A 15,314-nucleotide genomic window follows, 5' to 3' on the forward strand; every position below is an offset into this window, starting at 1 on the left:
GAATTTAGCACGGTGCGCTTGCCTAAATTACTAGCTCCATCCATATGGATAATGCTGCCTAGCCAAGCCTATGGTCTTTCTGAGTGGGTTAAAAAGCAATGGAGGGCGCACGCTTTACTCGCACCGATTATTCTCACTTTCGCATTTACGGCTGTAGTAGGTCTTCCATTAAACGCCCAGACAATGGGTGTTGAGACCCAGAATCAGAAAGACCCGTTGAAAAGCGGAGTAAAAGAGCGGAAAGCTAACGTAAACGACGAGTGGGACAGCGTGTGGCCTGAGGAGGATAATGTCGAATCAGGTGACGATTGGAGCGATGAGTGGGATGACGAATGGGGCACTGACAGCAAAAGTAAGCTTCGTATTTCTGGTTTCGCCGAGCTCGCCGTAGGAAACCGTTTTTCCCGTGACATGGCTACCGCGTTTGGAAGTCAGAATTCACAAATGAACGAGAGTTTTCAAGCTGCTAACGCGCCATCTGTGTTAAATAACAGCACATTGCGCGACGCCAGAGTTCAACTTCGCGCAGACTATGCATTAGACAGTTCCTCCATTTCCAGTAAAGCCGACGTTTGGTATGACGGCGTTACATCGTCGTGGGAATCACAACTTCGCGAACTGGCATGGCAAGGTAGCTTAAGCAGTATTCTACCCAGCGCTTTAGTCGGCACGGGGGACTGGGCAAATGCATTTGACATCAAAGTCGGTAAGCAAGTGCTGACTTGGGGGACAGGGGATTACTTGTTCTTAAATGATCTCTTCCCTAAAGATTATCAGTCGTTCTTTGCAGGAAGAGAAGACGAATACCTTAAAGCGCCGAGTAATGCATTAAAGGTGTCGGGCTACACGGATTTTGCCAATGTAGATTTAGTCGTCACTCCTGAATTTGAGCCTGATATTGGTATTACAGGCGAAGTATTTTCTTTTTACAGCCCGCAATTGGATGAAAACATTGCCTCTTCGTTTTCTGTTGAACGTGATAATCGCCCACGAGGAAGTGAGCTTGCCTTAAGGGTGTATAAATCTGTTAAGGGGGTAGAGATCGCAGGCTATGGTTACACTGGTTATACAAGGCAGCCCACCGCGACAGATTCTCTTGGAAGACCGCGCTACAGTAAAATGAATGCCTATGGCGCAAGTGTTGTCACGCCTCTGGGGCGGGGGATAGCAAATGCGGAATACGTTTTCTACAACAGCCTTGAAGACATGGATGGAACTGACGGGCAAATAGCGAATGATCAAAGTCGTTTCTTACTAGGCTATAGCCAAGAAATTGCCGCAAATCTTACCGGTGGTTTCCAGTGGTACACCGAGTACTTACACGATGCGGATGGCCTAAATAGAACAGTCTCGTCTTCTGAGCGAGTTCAAGAAAAATACCGCCATTGGGTGACGACCCGTTTAACGTGGTTAGCACTTCGTCAAACACTGACGTTAAATACTTTTCTGTTTTATTCACCCAGCGATAGCGACGGATACCTAAAGACTACAGTGGCTTATTCGCCCACCGACAAGTGGCAAGTGAGAGCGGGGGTGAATGTCTTTTCAGGTAAGGATAACTATACGTTTTTGGGGCAGTTTGAAGACGCAAGTAATGCGTTTATTGCCTATCGATTTTATTTTTAATCTCTTCCAATATTTAAGGATTACGTTATGTCTCAGGAAAAAGCATTAACCGCCTTCGCAGGGCTCATGGTGTTGTTGTCTGTATTACTAACCCAGTTTGTTCATGCAAACTTTATGTGGTTTACCGTGTTTATTGGCGCAAACTTGTTCCAACAGAGCTTCACTGGCTTTTGCCCAGCAACGCTATTTTTTAAACACGTGCTTGGGCTTAAAAGTGAACGGGAGCTAGCGTAATTAACTGATGCTCCACAAATGCGCTAGCAAAGCATTTTCTATTGAGTAATTGGCGCTAAGTAACATTTTGCAAAGATAAACGCTTATCGCAATTTACTACGTTGTGATATGTTATAACGTGATTGTTAAATAGTATGTTAGGTCATCTTTGTGAAATTTTCTGTCACGCTTTCTAGCGTTAAATTCGGTTTAATTGCGGCACTATTGGTTTTATTTAGCACGTTAAACCCAACCCAAGCCGCCAATTACGAGGAAATTGACTGGGTAGCTCTTATGCCCGAGGACGATTTGAGCGCGCTTTTAAATAGGCCTGAGTTTTTAAACGATATTGCCGATGGCTCTGCCGCCGACTCTGTCGATGACTTTGCTTCAAAGCAGCTAGAAGATGAACAAGCACAGCGATACCAACAAGCGTTAGTGTCGACGCGAGTGATAGAGGCGTTTGACGGGAAGGCTATCCGCATCCCTGGATTTATAGTGCCTTTAGAGCAAAACGATGAGCAAAAAGCGACGGCTTTTTTCGTCGTTCCTTATTTTGGGGCTTGCTTACACATGCCACCACCGCCGCCAAATCAAATTTTGTATGTTGAATACAAAGAAGGCATTGCAGTTGAGAACTTGTACGACCCTTATTGGTTTGAAGGCACGGTAAAAATAGACAACCACGAAAGCGCACTAGGTACATCTGCTTATTCGTTAGTGCTAGACAGCTTCGTGCTTTACGAGGAGTAACTGATATGAAAAAAACAGTCGTTGCAGCTACCGTTTTATCAAGTCTTATAGCATTTCATAGTACTGCGTGTGAACTACACGCAGGTATGGGAAACATGCAGTTTGGCTTTCAGCACCCCATGATGCAACAGCACTTAGCGGCAGCTAAGGAGCCGCTCATTTCGCTCAATATCGACAGAAAGCGAGAAGTGGCTAAGCTTGAGGCGTCAACCGTTCCGCTGCGATTTACCATTCCTTCGAACTATAAAGAAGTTAGCGTAGATGTGATGGCAAGTGATGGCGTAACGCTACTGTCGCCGCAGCGCTTTTCTCTGCCGTCTACAAAGGGCGAACAAGCCATTAGCTTTCAGGCACAAGAAGAAGGCACGCACGAACTTGTTCTAAAAGTCTATGCGCTTAAAAAGAATGTGCCGGTAACTTACACCCGCAAAGTCAAAATTTTAGCAAGTTAAAAGCTCGGATAATGTATGAAGCGCGCCACGTACGTTTTACTGGCTTCTCTTATTGCTTTGATTGCATTGGGCGCGCTGGTGGGGCTCGGCCTGAGGGGTAAGCTTGATAGCGTAATTGAGCGCTTTTTCGAGAATAACACGGCGATTTATCAAGACAGCCACAGGTTAACTACCGTTCAACAGTTCCAACCCTTATCGTGGGACGCGCTGTTACCTGACGCCGAAAAGGCGCTGTTGGGCAAGACCCGATCGACTCAAAATCCTCAGCAGAATTTACCCCTTCATGAACAGGTATTTCAGTCTATTCAACGCACGTTTGACGATGAATACCAGCAAGCGCTAATCTCAGTAAATACGGTTGATACATTTAACGGCAAGTACGTCGAGCTCAGCGGGTTTATTGTGCCTGTAGAAGCCAATGCACAGCGAGAAATAACGGCGTTTTTCATTGTGCCTTATTTCGGCGCGTGCATTCATTACCCACCCCCGCCACCGAATCAAATTGTGTTTGTTTCGTTGAATAATACCCACGAGCAAGGCGGCATAAGAGGAATAGACATCCAGCAGGCGTATACGTTCTCGGGTGAGTTTTCTACCGGGTTGTATGAAGACCCTCAGGGCACATCCGCTTACTTACTGGATGTGGTAGAAATAAAGCCCTATTCAGGGCTGGGAAATGGCATTAACGATAACAACGCTAATTTAACGAACGGCGCTTTCCATATAGAAAGCGACATTCGTTGATTTTACTTTATCAATGGTCTACCAAGAACCGTACATGGGGTTTGGCAGAATAAAAATCTCTGTGCCCACTCGTGGCATGAGCAACTCAACGTTGGCAGATTCTTGGGTTACGCCGCCCACATCTTCAATGTTGTCGCCAATTTGCATGATAATAGTGTGAGGCACAGCCCACGTAGACGTCGCGTCTTTAGACGTATTCGAACACGCGACCTTGCCCTGGGTAAGCTGCATTCTGCGCAAGTCTTTGTCATTAACCATACCTTCTTGGCCTACCGCTTCTTTGTCTTCAGCCGTGCGGCCAACAACACAGGTATTACTCGTGGTAAGCGGCAAACCTTGCGCCAAAAGGTTATTCCAGGTGTGACTATCAAGCGCCTTATTGCGATTCGTAATAAGCGCCACCTTGCCATTTCGTGCAACTACTTCATCGATGAAAGCGGCTACACCAGGCACCAGTGTGGCTTCTTCACGTTTTACCCATTCGGCCCAGCTTTGTGAAGAATATCCCAAGCCAGCACTTTCCCGTTCTTTTTGATAGGTGCTATTGTCTAGCACGGTTTCATCAACATCCATCACCACAACATCGCCATTAGCAAAACGCGTAGGTAGCGCTGAAATAGCTTGGCCATACACAAAACTTGAAAGAACAGGGTACTCTTTGCTGCTGGTTTGGTATATCACAGCATTTGACAGAGTGTGTGATTTTACACCAGCAAGGGGGGTTGAGGGCGCAGACGAGCACGCCGCAATAGCTGATACTGCAGCGCCTATGCACGCTGCTTTGCTGATGTAAGAGAGCTTGTTAAGAGATAACAATGTTATTTTCCTTTTATTGTTTCTTCTGCCTACCGGTTTCAACACCCAAATTATGTCTGAATTTATCGATGAACAGGGCCTGATAATTCAGCAATGGCGTCGTGTGCATGCAGACTTTCTTGATGTTCTACTTTTACACGAAAATAGGTAGCTTGGTAATACGTACTTAACGCTTCATGCAGTCGCCTTACCGAATCTTCTACAAACATTAGGTTTTCAGCATTACGCTTGGCAAACGCCTGTTCATCTTCACGCTTAACTGCGGTTTGAAGCGGTGTGCCTAACGCGTTTTCTATCAGGTCAATAATACCAATAAAATCGGGGATCTCGTTGTCGCTTAAATCTAGGGTTATATCGGCAAAGGATCGCTGTGCATGCGCCGTGGCGATGCTGGCTTGTTTAGAAGCGAGCCAAGCGCCCATTTCTTCTACGGATAAACCTTTTCCTTCGAATTCCTGCACAAACACTTCTGATAACGCCTTGCGAGAGAGGGAGGCCGAGCAAGGACAAGTACTAGAGTACGGTACTCTTAACTTAAGCTGTGCCTCATAACGTTCAGGTGAACGCCTTACGCAAAGTGAAGCAGGGTACGATTGATATCCTGACATCCTACTTATGAGCGCCGGACGCGACACGGTGAGGTCAAAGTGTAAATTAAGCTGGGCGCTGTTGCTCAGCCCATCTTGAGACTCGATAAGCGCGTTCATCAACGACACAAGTGCCGACTTATGTAAGTCTTGGTTGCTCAAATATCGCTGCAGCAAGCTGTACAATCGAGACATGTGAATGCCTTTAGCATTGGGGTGATCTAAACTCACTGTTACATCGACTTTTGCTTGGCTGGCTAATCGCTCACCGCGCTTACCTAGCACGTGCAGAGGGATAGCGATGCCCTGCATGCCTACACTATCAATAACAGGAAGTTGCGCAGTGGAATGCTCTGTAGTGACATCGGGAAGTACCGTGTCGGAATGATTAAAACTAGACAAAATAACCTCTGAATGAGACCTCAAAAACGACTTACACCACTAATATTGCGAGCGTCGCTCGATAAGAATTACCCGCTTTTGAGATTATGATGAAACTAATAGGGTTGTGATTGGGTGGTCTCGCGCTCTTCGCAAATAGGCTCCTGCACGGTCGACCTAAGCCGATAGTTAATCAGGTGCGCACCAACGATAATAAACGACGCGATTACTGTGATTATCACTTCACCATATTCACCAAGCACTTCGTGTCCTAAGCCTATCCACTCAACGAGCAGTGGACTACTTAAAAGTGTTAGGCCAAAAACGCCAGCAAATACTACCCACTTATTTTTGTGATGTAGGTAGCCTAGTGAGAGCGCAAAAACACCGATGGGCAACACAAAGAACAGCAATATTTGATGGAAGGTTTCATCATTGAGAATTGACACACCTGCCAATGCAGGTATGGAAATTAATAAAATAGGCGTTAATAAACAATGTATTACGCAAATGGATGAAAGGAGCATAGCGAGCTTGTCTGAAATAAACTGCACTTTTGGCATTGCGCTGCTTCCTTGATATATCGAATTCATAGTATGTCCGAAAATTGCTATGGCGCACGCACAATGAGTGAAGCTTGCGCCTGAGAGAATAAAAAATCTAACTAGCTGCTTATCAGTAAGGTTGGCTGACTTGGCGTTATCTCTAGTGCGCCTTGTCCTTTGTTGGTTACCCAAATTGCATTAACGTGCTGCAGGCTTGGCCAATGGGGAAACCCTGTCATCTCAATACGCTTTACGGGGCCTTGGCAACTAAGCAAATATGCGACACGAAAATCAGAGTGCGTGTTGCGATGGGCATGGTCTTCGTGTTCACTTTCATGCTCGTCATGCTCGTCATGCTCGTCATGCTCGTCATGCTCGTCATGCTCGTCATGCTCGTCATGCTCGTCATGCTCGTCATGCTCGTCATGCTCGTTAGCTACCTCCCATGGGCTTTCAAGTGTGGTATCGAGTAATTCACACGTATTGCTCAGGGTAAAAATATCGTCAAAGCGCTGAAAAACCTTTTGCGTTTCTTTATAACGTTTTTTCTCGCTAGCCCTGGATGGCGCGTATTCAAACCCCAGGACATCAGCAGCAGGCAGCTGCAGCACAAACTGCCACTCACTTCCCGCTTGTAGGATTTGTAGTTTGCCTTCGCCGTGAGTATGAGGCGCAGCATGAACAGCGTTGATACCCATCCCAGCCAAGTTTAGTCCGACAAAAGTACCTACCTTAAGAAAAGTTGAAGAGGCGCGTAGCGCTTTTTGTGAATTCTTCCACGTAATAGAAATGGTTTTCATTTTTACCTCTTGCGTAAACGTTACAATATAACATACCATAAAAATAGATATGATACATTATCACATTACACAAATTCAGAGGTTAGAATAATGAAACTGTCTCGATTGGCGTTAGGCTTATCGCTTTCAGCGCCTGCGTTGCTATTAGCATCTCCGTCAGCGCTGGCACAAACACTTTCTGGCACGGTAACTAATGCAGCCGGAAAGCCGCTCGCCAATGCCACTGTTGAAATTGAGGCGCTAAAGCGCGTTACCAGCACTAACGAGCTGGGCGAGTTTACTTTCTCTAACGTAAAGGAAGGCGACTATACGCTTCACATATTCGCCTCTGGTTTCGCTCACTTACATGAGCATACGCAAGTTCAATCTGACAACGCAGAAGGCGCTAACTTTGTCTTGGCGCGCAGTGCTATCGAAGTGATTGACGTGCACGCCACGCCTATGCATTTATCGGTGATGGAATCGGCCACACCAGTGAGCGTGTTATCTGGCGAAACCTTACGTCGGCAACAAGCGGCCACGCTGGGCGATACGCTAGAAAAATTACCCGGCGTGCAGTCTAACTTCCATGGCAATGTTGCGAGTACGCCAATTATTCGTGGCCTTAGCGGACCACGGGTACTGATTACTCAAAATGGCTTGGATGTGAGCGACGTTTCCCGTGTTGGCCCCGACCACGCAGTAGCAAGTGAAGCCTCAACCGCTAAACAAATTGAAGTGCTGCGTGGGCCAGCAACCCTGTTCTTCGGAAGCGGTGCGATAGGCGGTGTGGTGAACGTAGTTGACCAACGTGTGCCCACGTCCACTGAAACGCGCGGTGAATTTGTATTAGAAACGCAAACCGTTAACGACCAGAAACTTGGAACGTTTAACGTGACTACTGGGGTGGACAGCATAGCCTTTTACGCTGACGGTTTTTATCGCGATTCAAATGATTATGAAACACCTGTTGCCCCTAACATTGATGACCCAGATGGCGCCCATGTGGTTGAAAACAGTAACGAAGAATCGAATGGGTTTACGTTAGGGACCAGCTATTTATTCGACCAAGGCTATGTTGGCGTAGCGGTAGAGCGATTTGAGCGAGAGTATGGCGTGCCTGGGCACAGCCATGGCGGAGATACTTCGGTATTCGCTGATCTTGAGCAAACTAAGTATCAGCTTTTAGGTGAGTACAACTTTACCAATGACTTTTTGCAAAGTGTTCACTTTAGAGCGGGCTATACCGATTATGAACATGCTGAAGTTGAGGGCGGTTTAGTAGGTACCACTTTTAGTAATGAAACCGAAGAACTTCGCGTAGAGTTATTGCATAAACCCATGGCTGGCTGGCGCGGTGGTATCAGCCTTCATTACAAAGGGAGCGATGTATTTGCTCAAGGCGAAGAAGCCTTTACACCGCCTTCAGAAATGGAGATGTTTGCTGTAGCACTCATGGAAGAGCGTCACTTTGGTGATTTTCTGGTTCAATTAGGGGCGCGAGCGGAAAGCGTAACATTAGACGCATCAAGTGTGCTGTTGCCTGAGCTTGACGCTCACGAGCACGACGATGAACATGATCATGATGAGCATGCTCACGACGAACATGAACATGAAGGCAGCGAGTTCGTACGACAGTTCGCGGTAGCTCAAGAGTTTACACCTATATCGCTATCAGCGGGTGTAGTTTATACCATTAATGAAAGCTATAACGTGGGCGTTTCACTTTCCCGTTCAGAGCGCGCCCCTTCTGCCTCTGAGCTTCTTTCTTTTGGCCCGCATATTGGCACCCGTACCTATGAAATTGGCGCCCTGTTTGATTTGTCAGAGGAATGCGAGTTTGTGCTTTCTCAAACGGCAATCGATCTTGAGACAGCAAATAACATCGACCTAACGTTCAGAAAAACACAGGGTGACGTTGGCTTTGTATTTAATGCTTTTTATAACCAAGTAGATAACTACTACTTCCAAGAAGAAACCGGCTTATTCGCTGAAAGTGGCCATGACCATGATCATGGCGAAGAAGGGCACGGTGAAGAAGGGCATGATGAACACAGCGATGAATTACCTGTTTACCTGTTTGATTCAGCTGACGCCGTTCTTCATGGTTTTGAGTTACAAGTTGCCTGGCAAACCACTGACAACCTAAAACTCGATTTCTTCGCCGACTACGTTAAAGCCCGCCTTAAAGATGGTGGTGCACTGCCTCGCACTTCGCCCATGCGAGTGGGCTCACACGTTGCCTACACGTTAGATAACATTCGCGCAGATTTAGACATCACATATTTTGCAAAACAAGACGATATCTCGACGTTCGAGACTGAAACGGACGGCTACACCCTTGTTGATGCTTCAATCACGTACGACATTCCTTTGGGAGATATTGATTTATCGGTTTACCTGAGCGGTGAAAACCTAACCGACGAAGAAGCGCGCGTTCACACTTCATTTTTGAAAGATATTGCACCACGTCCGGGTAGAAACTTTGCTTTCGGCGTACGCGGTTACTTCTAAGATCAGCTTATAAAAAAGAATTATTGATAGGGATACACACATGAAAAATAGACTAGTACTAAGCGCCATAGCCAGCGCACTTTTGCTCGCAGGCTGTGGTGATGCAGAAACCAATATTGTAGAGCTGGATCCTATTGAGGTGCCAGAGGATGATCACGACCACGACGATCACGACTCAGATTATGAAATTGAAAGTGAAGGCAGATTGGTTGTTGCCGATGCTGCATCAAATACGCTCACTGTCTTTGATCTAGATGATAATTCAGTACTTGATACGTTTTCTGCAACCTTTGATGGAAGCAGTGTAAGCGCCTCCGCAGACTATCGCTTTGCAGTCATCAACAGCCGAGCAAACGGACTAACTGAGTTTCTTGACGGTGGATTATGGCGAGAAGATCACGTAGAGCATCTGCACGACTATGAAGAAGCCCCAAGTCTGTCTGGTTTCACCCTTGAAGGTAGTCAACCGACTCACGTAGTAACACACGACGGTCAGCTTGCTGTGTTTTACGACGGAAATGCCGATACCAGCATGCCGGCAGCGGTAAAAGTGGTAACTGACACCCAAATTGCCAGTGAAATTACCGAAGTTCCTACTTTGGAGTTTACCGTAAACATGCACGGTGTCGCCGAACCTCGAGGTGACATGCTGATTAGTACCGTACGTCGTGACGATGCAGAGTCTCGTTCTGCTAACCCAATCTTGCCAGACAGCGTTGCGGTATATCACTGGCATGATGGCGAGTACGAAGAAGAGCAACGCTTTGATGGCGAGTGTGCTGATTTACATGGCGCCGCTCAAAACGAAATCGCTGTGGCATTTGGCTGTAGCGACGGCGTATTAATTCTCAACGAAGATGACGAGGTATTTACCAGCGCGTTTATTGACAACATTGATGGGCTTGGCGATTTGCGCATTGGCACAATGTATGGACATGAACACGCAGAAGCGTTCATTGGTATTGCTTCACAGCACGGCGGTGGCAGCGCCATCTTGGCCAATGTGTCGCCTGTAACTAGCACAATGAGCGTGATTGACTGGCAGCCAGAGACTGACGCTCATGCAGTGTCATACGGCTTCTCAATGGGCGGTGAATTCTTTGTTATTTTAGATGACAAAGGTTTTGTAACACTGCTAGAAGCGCATGAAGAAGACGGTGACACGCACTGGGAATTTGCGCACAAAATTGATGTGGCCAGTGCCAGCGCCGCAAACCTAGCAGAAGGTCAGTCATTTAGCATGGCGGCATCGCAACACGAAGAAGCCTTGTTTGTTGTTGACCCTGTTGCGCAAGCTATCCTTGCTGTTGATTTGGAAACCGAGACCACGGAAACCTTGCTTGAACTGGATTTTGAGCCTGCAGGTGCAGTTTGGCTAGGTATTGCAGAAGAACATGAGCACGACGATCACGACCATTAATACGTAGTGGTATTACGCTAATGAAAGAGCAGGCTATAAGCCTGCTCTTTTCGGTTTTAATGTATTTTGTGCTTAAAGCCATTAGTTTGTTGCTAGAGCTGCTTACAACAATAGCTTTATTTAGGCAGCGGAATAAACTCGCGGTCATCGCCCGGAATAGTTGGGAATAACCCGTTTGCCCAACGAGCCTCAGCGTCTTCTATTTTCTCTTGAGAGTACGCCAAAAAGTTCCAACGTAAAATGGGTTGTTTCTCCATTTTCTTTCCACCTAAAAGGAAGTAGCGACTATTCTCCATGGTTTCAATTTCACTTTCATCGTCCAATAGCACAAATTCGCCTGCGCTGAATACTGCATCGCCTAGTTTTACTTTTCCGGAAATAACGTAACAGGCCGTTTGAGAATTGCCACATGGACGCTCAATAACCGCTCCTGCTTCTGTTATCACATCTAAATAAAACATGGGTGAGTACGTCTTAACCGGTGACGTATAGCCGTACGCTTCCCCTGCAATTAGTCGCATCAGTACTTTTTCACGATGTATATAAGGCAGTTTAGCTTTGTTAACGTGTATAAAGCTGGGCTCCATATCTGCCTTTTCTTCGGGTAATGCAACCCAGCACTGTAGTCCGTTTAGCACATGGTCACTGCCTCGGGTTTCAATGGTCTCTCTCTCAGAGTGAACAATGCCTTTACCCGCTGTCATCCAGTTTACGTCGCCAGGCTGTATTTCCTGAATAGTGCCTAAGCTATCCCTATGCAGCATACTACCTTCCATTAAATAGCTAATGGTGGCCAGTCCTATATGCGGGTGGGGCCTAACGTTAATGCCGCTGCCTGCTGGGAAATGTGCAGGTCCCATATGGTCAACAAAAACAAATGGGCCAATGCTCCTTGCGTCAACGTGGGGAATAATGCGACTTACTGAGAAGCCACCTAAATCTTTTTTGTGAGATGAAATTCGTTTTGCCATGGTCTTTCTCAATTAACGTTGTTGGGAGAAGTTAACCGGTGACCACGCGGGCTCGGCTGTTTCTATTGGTGTTGCGAGTTCTGGGTACTGCTGTCTATCGGCAAAAACGACGTTGCCGTCTACGACAGTTAACTGTGCTTGTGTGTTTAGCAATGCCTTTTCACTTACTGTTAAGATATCCTGGTTAAGAATAGCAAAGTCAGCGTAAAAGCCAGGTCGTAATCTACCCTTAACCTTTTCTTCTCCAGATAGTGCAGCGCTGCCTTGCGTAAATAGCTTAAGGGCTGTCAGTCTGTCTACATGTTCTGTACCTAAATCAAAACCACCCACGGTTTTTCCGCTCACTGCCCAGTAATAGGTTGCCCATGGATTAAAACTTGAAACGCGGGTACCGTCTGTGCCTAAGCCCACTGTGATACCAGCACTAAGCATTTGCTTTATAGGGGGCGTGCGCTTGGCTTGCTCGGCGCCATATCGCTCAACGAAATCCTCACCAGCAAAGGCCATACGACCTTGTACCGCAATCGAGCCACCCAATGCTGCAATGCGCGCTAGGTTTTCGTCAGACACCGTCTCGGCGTGGTCAATAATCCAGCGCACGCTATCAACGGGCTGTGTTGAGTGAATATGTTCAAGTACGTTTAAAATACGTGTTATAGATTGGTCATAAGTGGCATGGAGCCTAAACGGCCACTGCTGCAATAGATGAAGCCTAATCACTTCTTCCAGCGCATCTTCGGCTTCGCCTGGAAGTTCAGGGCGTGGCGCACGAAAGTTTTCATAGTCTGACGCTTTATAAGTGAGTAGCTCGCCACCGCCTTCAATTACATAGCCATTGTCTAAATGTATATGATGATTTTGATTTGCTTCATACTTGCTCATCCACGTTGCAAAACTCACCATTTCTTTATTGGGAACTTGCGGAAACAAGTAATTGGAAACCCGTATCGGTAACTCACCGAGCTTGGCAAGGGTTTCACTGGCTGTATAGTCTTCAGGAAAGGTATGGCCACCGCCGCCTGCGTCTACTACACTGGTTACGCCTAGGCTAAGTAGTTTGCGATAAAACTGTCGACTGGAATTTAACTGTTCATTTGCGCTTAGTTGAGGCAGCGCGGCAATGGTCTTATATAAAATCATTGGGTTGGGTTGAGCGAGCAAAACACCTGTGGGGTTGCCGTTAGCATCTCGCTCTATCACGCTTCCCTTTAGTGCTTGGGTGTCTTTGTCTATTCCCAGTGCTTCAAGGCCTTTTTTATTGAGCACACCACCTGAGTAAAGATGAAGCACAAATACCGGTGTGTTTGGCGCGATGTCGGTAAGCTCTTGTGGTGTAGGTAAGCGCTTCTCTTCAAATTGATAAGGGCTGAAACCTCCAATGACTCTTACCCATTGCCCCTTGGGCGTGCGTTTGGCTTGTGCTTCTAGCATGGCTAAGCCTTCTTTCAAGCTTGTAATACCTTCCCAGCGAGTTTCTAAATTATAAAAACGTCCTCCACGCGTTACGTGCATATGCGAGTCATTAATACCTGGAATGAGCCGCTGTCCTTTTGCATCGATTACTTGAGTGGCACTATCTGCGTCTGCTAGCAGCTGTTGGGCATCTTGCGAAAAGGCGCTAAATTTACCGTTTTCTACGCTAAGAGCCGTATAGGTTTGGCCGCTCGAATTTGTGATTTTTGCATTTACAACGACCAGATCTGGGGCAGCCATTGCCTGGCTAGCGCCAAACAATAGAGCAACAATCGAAAAACGTGACAATAATAAATTCATGGGATAGCTCCTAGTTATTGCTGCTTTGGCTAGTGGTTTGTTTACCTGACTGGGCTGCAAAATAAGTGGCTAGGGCGTCAATATCGTCATCGCTAAGCCCTGATGCATTGGGGCGCATGATGCTGGCCATTCCGCCTTTCCTGATGCCGTCGCGATAAGCTTTAAGTGCATAAACTAGGTACGGTTTGTTCTGACCTGCCAAATTAGGGTTACTTTCAATGTTGGCAATGCCTGTTTCACCGTGACACCCCATACAGTATTGTGAAAGTGTTTGGCTTTTTTCGTATTGCGCGCTATCGGTATTAGCGCTAACGCTGAAAGAAAGTGTTGCGATATAAAGCGCAGTCAATAGTGCTACAAGTGGTTGCAAAGCTCTCATGTTAAACTCCTCGTGCAGTAACGATACAAGTGCGACAGGTCACGGTGACCTGTCGCATTGAAGGCTACTGGCCTTCTTTGGCGTTAAACATTTCGGTTGCGTAAATAAGGCCTAAACCGTATCCCCCAGCATGTTCTTTTGCGATGTTTGTCACGTCCACATAGCTTTCAGTGCGAGCCCAATCACGTTGAAGTTCTAGAAGGTACTGCAACCAAGTAATGGGTTGAGCACCTGCCTGAATCATACGCTGAACCGCCATGTCGTGAGCTTCTTTAGATACACCGCCAGACGCATCGGTTACAAAATACACGTCATAGCCTTCTTCAATGGCAGACAGCACTGGCCCTACACCGCAAACTTCTGTCCAAAGCGCTGCAATAACAATTTTTTTCTTTTTAAATTTCTTAACCTTGTCGGTGACTCGCTTATCTTCCCAGGTGTTCATCGTTGTGCGGTCAATAGGTGTTTGGTCGGGGAATACTGCTTTTAATTCCGGGAAAAGCGGGCCGCTGAATGACTTTTCAGCTACGGTTGTCAGAATGGTGGGTACATTAAATGCCTTTGCAGATTTTGCTAGACCTGTAACGTTGTTGCGCACATCTTCGATTGAATGTGAGCGTGTTGCAAACGCCATTTGAGGCTGGTGGTCGATAAGAATGACCGTGTGGTTGTCGGGTGTCAGAAGGCTCTTGGCTGGCTCTCCCGCTTGCACAGAAGGAACAAGAAAGGTTAAGCCAGTAACAAGTGCTGCCATTGATTTTTTAATATTGAACATTGTGATTTCCTCTTGGATTAAGTTTGTTGTGAGTACTTCGTAAACCTCGAGATAAATCTTATGTTCGTTTTTGTTAATTTAAAATGCGTAAAAATTCATCAATTTATTCTAATTTTTAGAATTAAATGCCTAGATTTGAGAGAATCACGCAAAATCTAACAAATCAGTACCGAAGAAGTTATCGATGACACAGCGCCATTCACCACTTGCATCCCTTTGCAGAACGTAAACGGCGCGCTTACCCTCGCAGGGTAGGGCGTTGGGTGTTGCTTTAGGAACAAGGTAAAGCTTAGCGACGACTAGCGCTACGTCACCGGCTTGTATAACCCGTTCATCTCCGGTTGTAACAAAATGATCGGGCATGAATTTCTTTTGAAATTTAAGCAGGGCATCAACGCAGTCTCGCTGCGTGGCATGTTCTTCAGCGGCTTGGTTTTGCGTTGAGCTGGACATAGGGGTCGCGACCACTGTTGCATCGCTAGCATAACATTGGGATAAGGCGTCTTGATCGCCGCGGTTTACTGCGTCATGCAACTGTTGTAACACGTGAGATATTGGATTGTTCATGGCTGTCGTTCCGTTATTT

Annotated in this window: 16 protein-coding genes; 7 read left to right on the plus strand and 9 right to left on the minus strand. The window is 46.6% G+C overall.

Annotation, left to right across the window (positions count from 1 at the left end):
• Nucleotides 1-12: 12 nt before the first annotated feature.
• The 5 genes from KUL49_RS07550 (at nt 13) to KUL49_RS07570 (ending at nt 3,788) form a co-directional block, all read left to right on the plus strand.
• Nucleotides 13-1,626, plus strand: coding sequence for a hypothetical protein (locus KUL49_RS07550; protein WP_131136916.1), 1,614 nt, complete (start codon nt 13-15; stop codon nt 1,624-1,626).
• 27 nt (nt 1,627-1,653) lie between these two features.
• Entirely contained in the window at nt 1,654-1,860 is a 207-nt protein-coding gene (locus KUL49_RS07555) for a DUF2892 domain-containing protein (protein ID WP_014977706.1), read from the plus strand.
• Nucleotides 1,861-2,010: 150 nt separating this feature from the next.
• A complete protein-coding gene (locus tag KUL49_RS07560; RefSeq protein ID WP_131136917.1) occupies nt 2,011-2,592 on the plus strand; it encodes a DUF3299 domain-containing protein in 582 nt (193 codons plus the stop codon).
• 5 nt (nt 2,593-2,597) lie between these two features.
• Nucleotides 2,598-3,044: a hypothetical protein gene (locus tag KUL49_RS07565; RefSeq protein WP_131136918.1), complete on the plus strand. Its 447-nt coding sequence runs from the start codon at nt 2,598-2,600 to the stop codon at nt 3,042-3,044.
• Nucleotides 3,045-3,059: 15 nt separating this feature from the next.
• Complete coding sequence (locus KUL49_RS07570; protein ID WP_131136919.1) at nt 3,060-3,788, plus strand: DUF3299 domain-containing protein; 729 nt, start codon at nt 3,060-3,062, stop codon at nt 3,786-3,788.
• An 18-nt stretch (nt 3,789-3,806) separates the two neighbouring features.
• Here the strand turns inward: KUL49_RS07570 and KUL49_RS07575 are convergent, their stop codons facing one another.
• The 4 genes from KUL49_RS07575 to KUL49_RS07590 all read right to left on the minus strand — a co-directional run bounded on the left by KUL49_RS07575 (nt 3,807) and on the right by KUL49_RS07590 (nt 6,917).
• Nucleotides 3,807-4,604, minus strand: coding sequence for a 5'-nucleotidase, lipoprotein e(P4) family (locus KUL49_RS07575; RefSeq protein WP_131136920.1), 798 nt, complete (start codon nt 4,602-4,604; stop codon nt 3,807-3,809).
• A 62-nt stretch (nt 4,605-4,666) separates the two neighbouring features.
• Nucleotides 4,667-5,593: a GTP cyclohydrolase FolE2 gene (gene folE2 / locus KUL49_RS07580; protein WP_131136921.1), complete on the minus strand. Its 927-nt coding sequence runs from the start codon at nt 5,591-5,593 to the stop codon at nt 4,667-4,669.
• 95 nt (nt 5,594-5,688) lie between these two features.
• Nucleotides 5,689-6,165 carry a MerC domain-containing protein gene (locus tag KUL49_RS07585; RefSeq protein ID WP_258312643.1) on the minus strand — a complete coding sequence of 159 codons (477 nt, stop codon included), beginning with the start codon at nt 6,163-6,165 and terminating at the stop codon, nt 5,689-5,691.
• Nucleotides 6,166-6,236: 71 nt separating this feature from the next.
• Entirely contained in the window at nt 6,237-6,917 is a 681-nt protein-coding gene (locus KUL49_RS07590) for a DUF2796 domain-containing protein (protein ID WP_242633769.1), read from the minus strand.
• A 90-nt stretch (nt 6,918-7,007) separates the two neighbouring features.
• On the opposite strand from KUL49_RS07590, the gene KUL49_RS07595 reads away from it, so the two are divergent.
• Together KUL49_RS07595 and KUL49_RS07600 are read left to right on the plus strand one after the other, a co-directional pair.
• Nucleotides 7,008-9,410: a TonB-dependent receptor gene (locus KUL49_RS07595; protein ID WP_242633770.1), complete on the plus strand. Its 2,403-nt coding sequence runs from the start codon at nt 7,008-7,010 to the stop codon at nt 9,408-9,410.
• Between the two features lie 40 nt (nt 9,411-9,450).
• Nucleotides 9,451-10,830 carry a 5-methyltetrahydrofolate--homocysteine methyltransferase gene (locus KUL49_RS07600; protein ID WP_131136923.1) on the plus strand — a complete coding sequence of 460 codons (1,380 nt, stop codon included), beginning with the start codon at nt 9,451-9,453 and terminating at the stop codon, nt 10,828-10,830.
• A gap of 116 nt (nt 10,831-10,946) precedes the next feature.
• On the opposite strand, the gene KUL49_RS07605 is transcribed toward KUL49_RS07600, so the two are convergent.
• From KUL49_RS07605 to KUL49_RS07625, 5 genes are all read right to left on the minus strand, one after another.
• Nucleotides 10,947-11,801, minus strand: a complete 855-nt coding sequence (locus KUL49_RS07605; RefSeq protein ID WP_131136924.1) for a pirin family protein — start codon at nt 11,799-11,801, stop codon at nt 10,947-10,949.
• Nucleotides 11,802-11,813: 12 nt separating this feature from the next.
• Nucleotides 11,814-13,574 (minus strand): amidohydrolase, encoded by a 1,761-nt coding sequence (locus tag KUL49_RS07610; protein WP_131136925.1) that lies wholly within the window; start codon nt 13,572-13,574, stop codon nt 11,814-11,816.
• Nucleotides 13,575-13,584: 10 nt separating this feature from the next.
• Nucleotides 13,585-13,953: a c-type cytochrome gene (locus KUL49_RS07615; protein WP_131136926.1), complete on the minus strand. Its 369-nt coding sequence runs from the start codon at nt 13,951-13,953 to the stop codon at nt 13,585-13,587.
• Between the two features lie 64 nt (nt 13,954-14,017).
• Nucleotides 14,018-14,728 (minus strand): hydrolase, encoded by a 711-nt coding sequence (locus KUL49_RS07620; protein WP_131136927.1) that lies wholly within the window; start codon nt 14,726-14,728, stop codon nt 14,018-14,020.
• Nucleotides 14,729-14,872: 144 nt separating this feature from the next.
• Nucleotides 14,873-15,295: a nuclear transport factor 2 family protein gene (locus tag KUL49_RS07625; RefSeq protein ID WP_014951158.1), complete on the minus strand. Its 423-nt coding sequence runs from the start codon at nt 15,293-15,295 to the stop codon at nt 14,873-14,875.
• Between the last annotated feature and the right edge of the window lie 19 nt (nt 15,296-15,314).

This window comes from Alteromonas sp. KUL17, assembly GCF_006538305.1.
Lineage (GTDB): Bacteria > Pseudomonadota > Gammaproteobacteria > Enterobacterales > Alteromonadaceae > Alteromonas > Alteromonas macleodii.

What these genes read in the sequence shown, in the direction of transcription:
- KUL49_RS07610 (WP_131136925.1), bottom strand. Translation starts at nt 13,574, where the DNA reads ATGAATTTATTATTGTCACGTTTTTCGATTGTTGCTCTATTGTTTGGC.
- KUL49_RS07595 (WP_242633770.1), top strand. Translation starts at nt 7,008, where the DNA reads ATGAAACTGTCTCGATTGGCGTTAGGCTTATCGCTTTCAGCGCCTGCG.
- KUL49_RS07590 (WP_242633769.1), bottom strand. Translation starts at nt 6,917, where the DNA reads ATGAAAACCATTTCTATTACGTGGAAGAATTCACAAAAAGCGCTACGC.
- KUL49_RS07565 (WP_131136918.1), top strand. Translation starts at nt 2,598, where the DNA reads ATGAAAAAAACAGTCGTTGCAGCTACCGTTTTATCAAGTCTTATAGCA.
- KUL49_RS07620 (WP_131136927.1), bottom strand. Translation starts at nt 14,728, where the DNA reads ATGTTCAATATTAAAAAATCAATGGCAGCACTTGTTACTGGCTTAACC.
- KUL49_RS07600 (WP_131136923.1), top strand. Translation starts at nt 9,451, where the DNA reads ATGAAAAATAGACTAGTACTAAGCGCCATAGCCAGCGCACTTTTGCTC.
- KUL49_RS07570 (WP_131136919.1), top strand. Translation starts at nt 3,060, where the DNA reads ATGAAGCGCGCCACGTACGTTTTACTGGCTTCTCTTATTGCTTTGATT.
- KUL49_RS07625 (WP_014951158.1), bottom strand. Translation starts at nt 15,295, where the DNA reads ATGAACAATCCAATATCTCACGTGTTACAACAGTTGCATGACGCAGTA.
- KUL49_RS07555 (WP_014977706.1), top strand. Translation starts at nt 1,654, where the DNA reads ATGTCTCAGGAAAAAGCATTAACCGCCTTCGCAGGGCTCATGGTGTTG.
- KUL49_RS07585 (WP_258312643.1), bottom strand. Translation starts at nt 6,165, where the DNA reads ATGAATTCGATATATCAAGGAAGCAGCGCAATGCCAAAAGTGCAGTTT.
- KUL49_RS07615 (WP_131136926.1), bottom strand. Translation starts at nt 13,953, where the DNA reads ATGAGAGCTTTGCAACCACTTGTAGCACTATTGACTGCGCTTTATATC.
- KUL49_RS07605 (WP_131136924.1), bottom strand. Translation starts at nt 11,801, where the DNA reads ATGGCAAAACGAATTTCATCTCACAAAAAAGATTTAGGTGGCTTCTCA.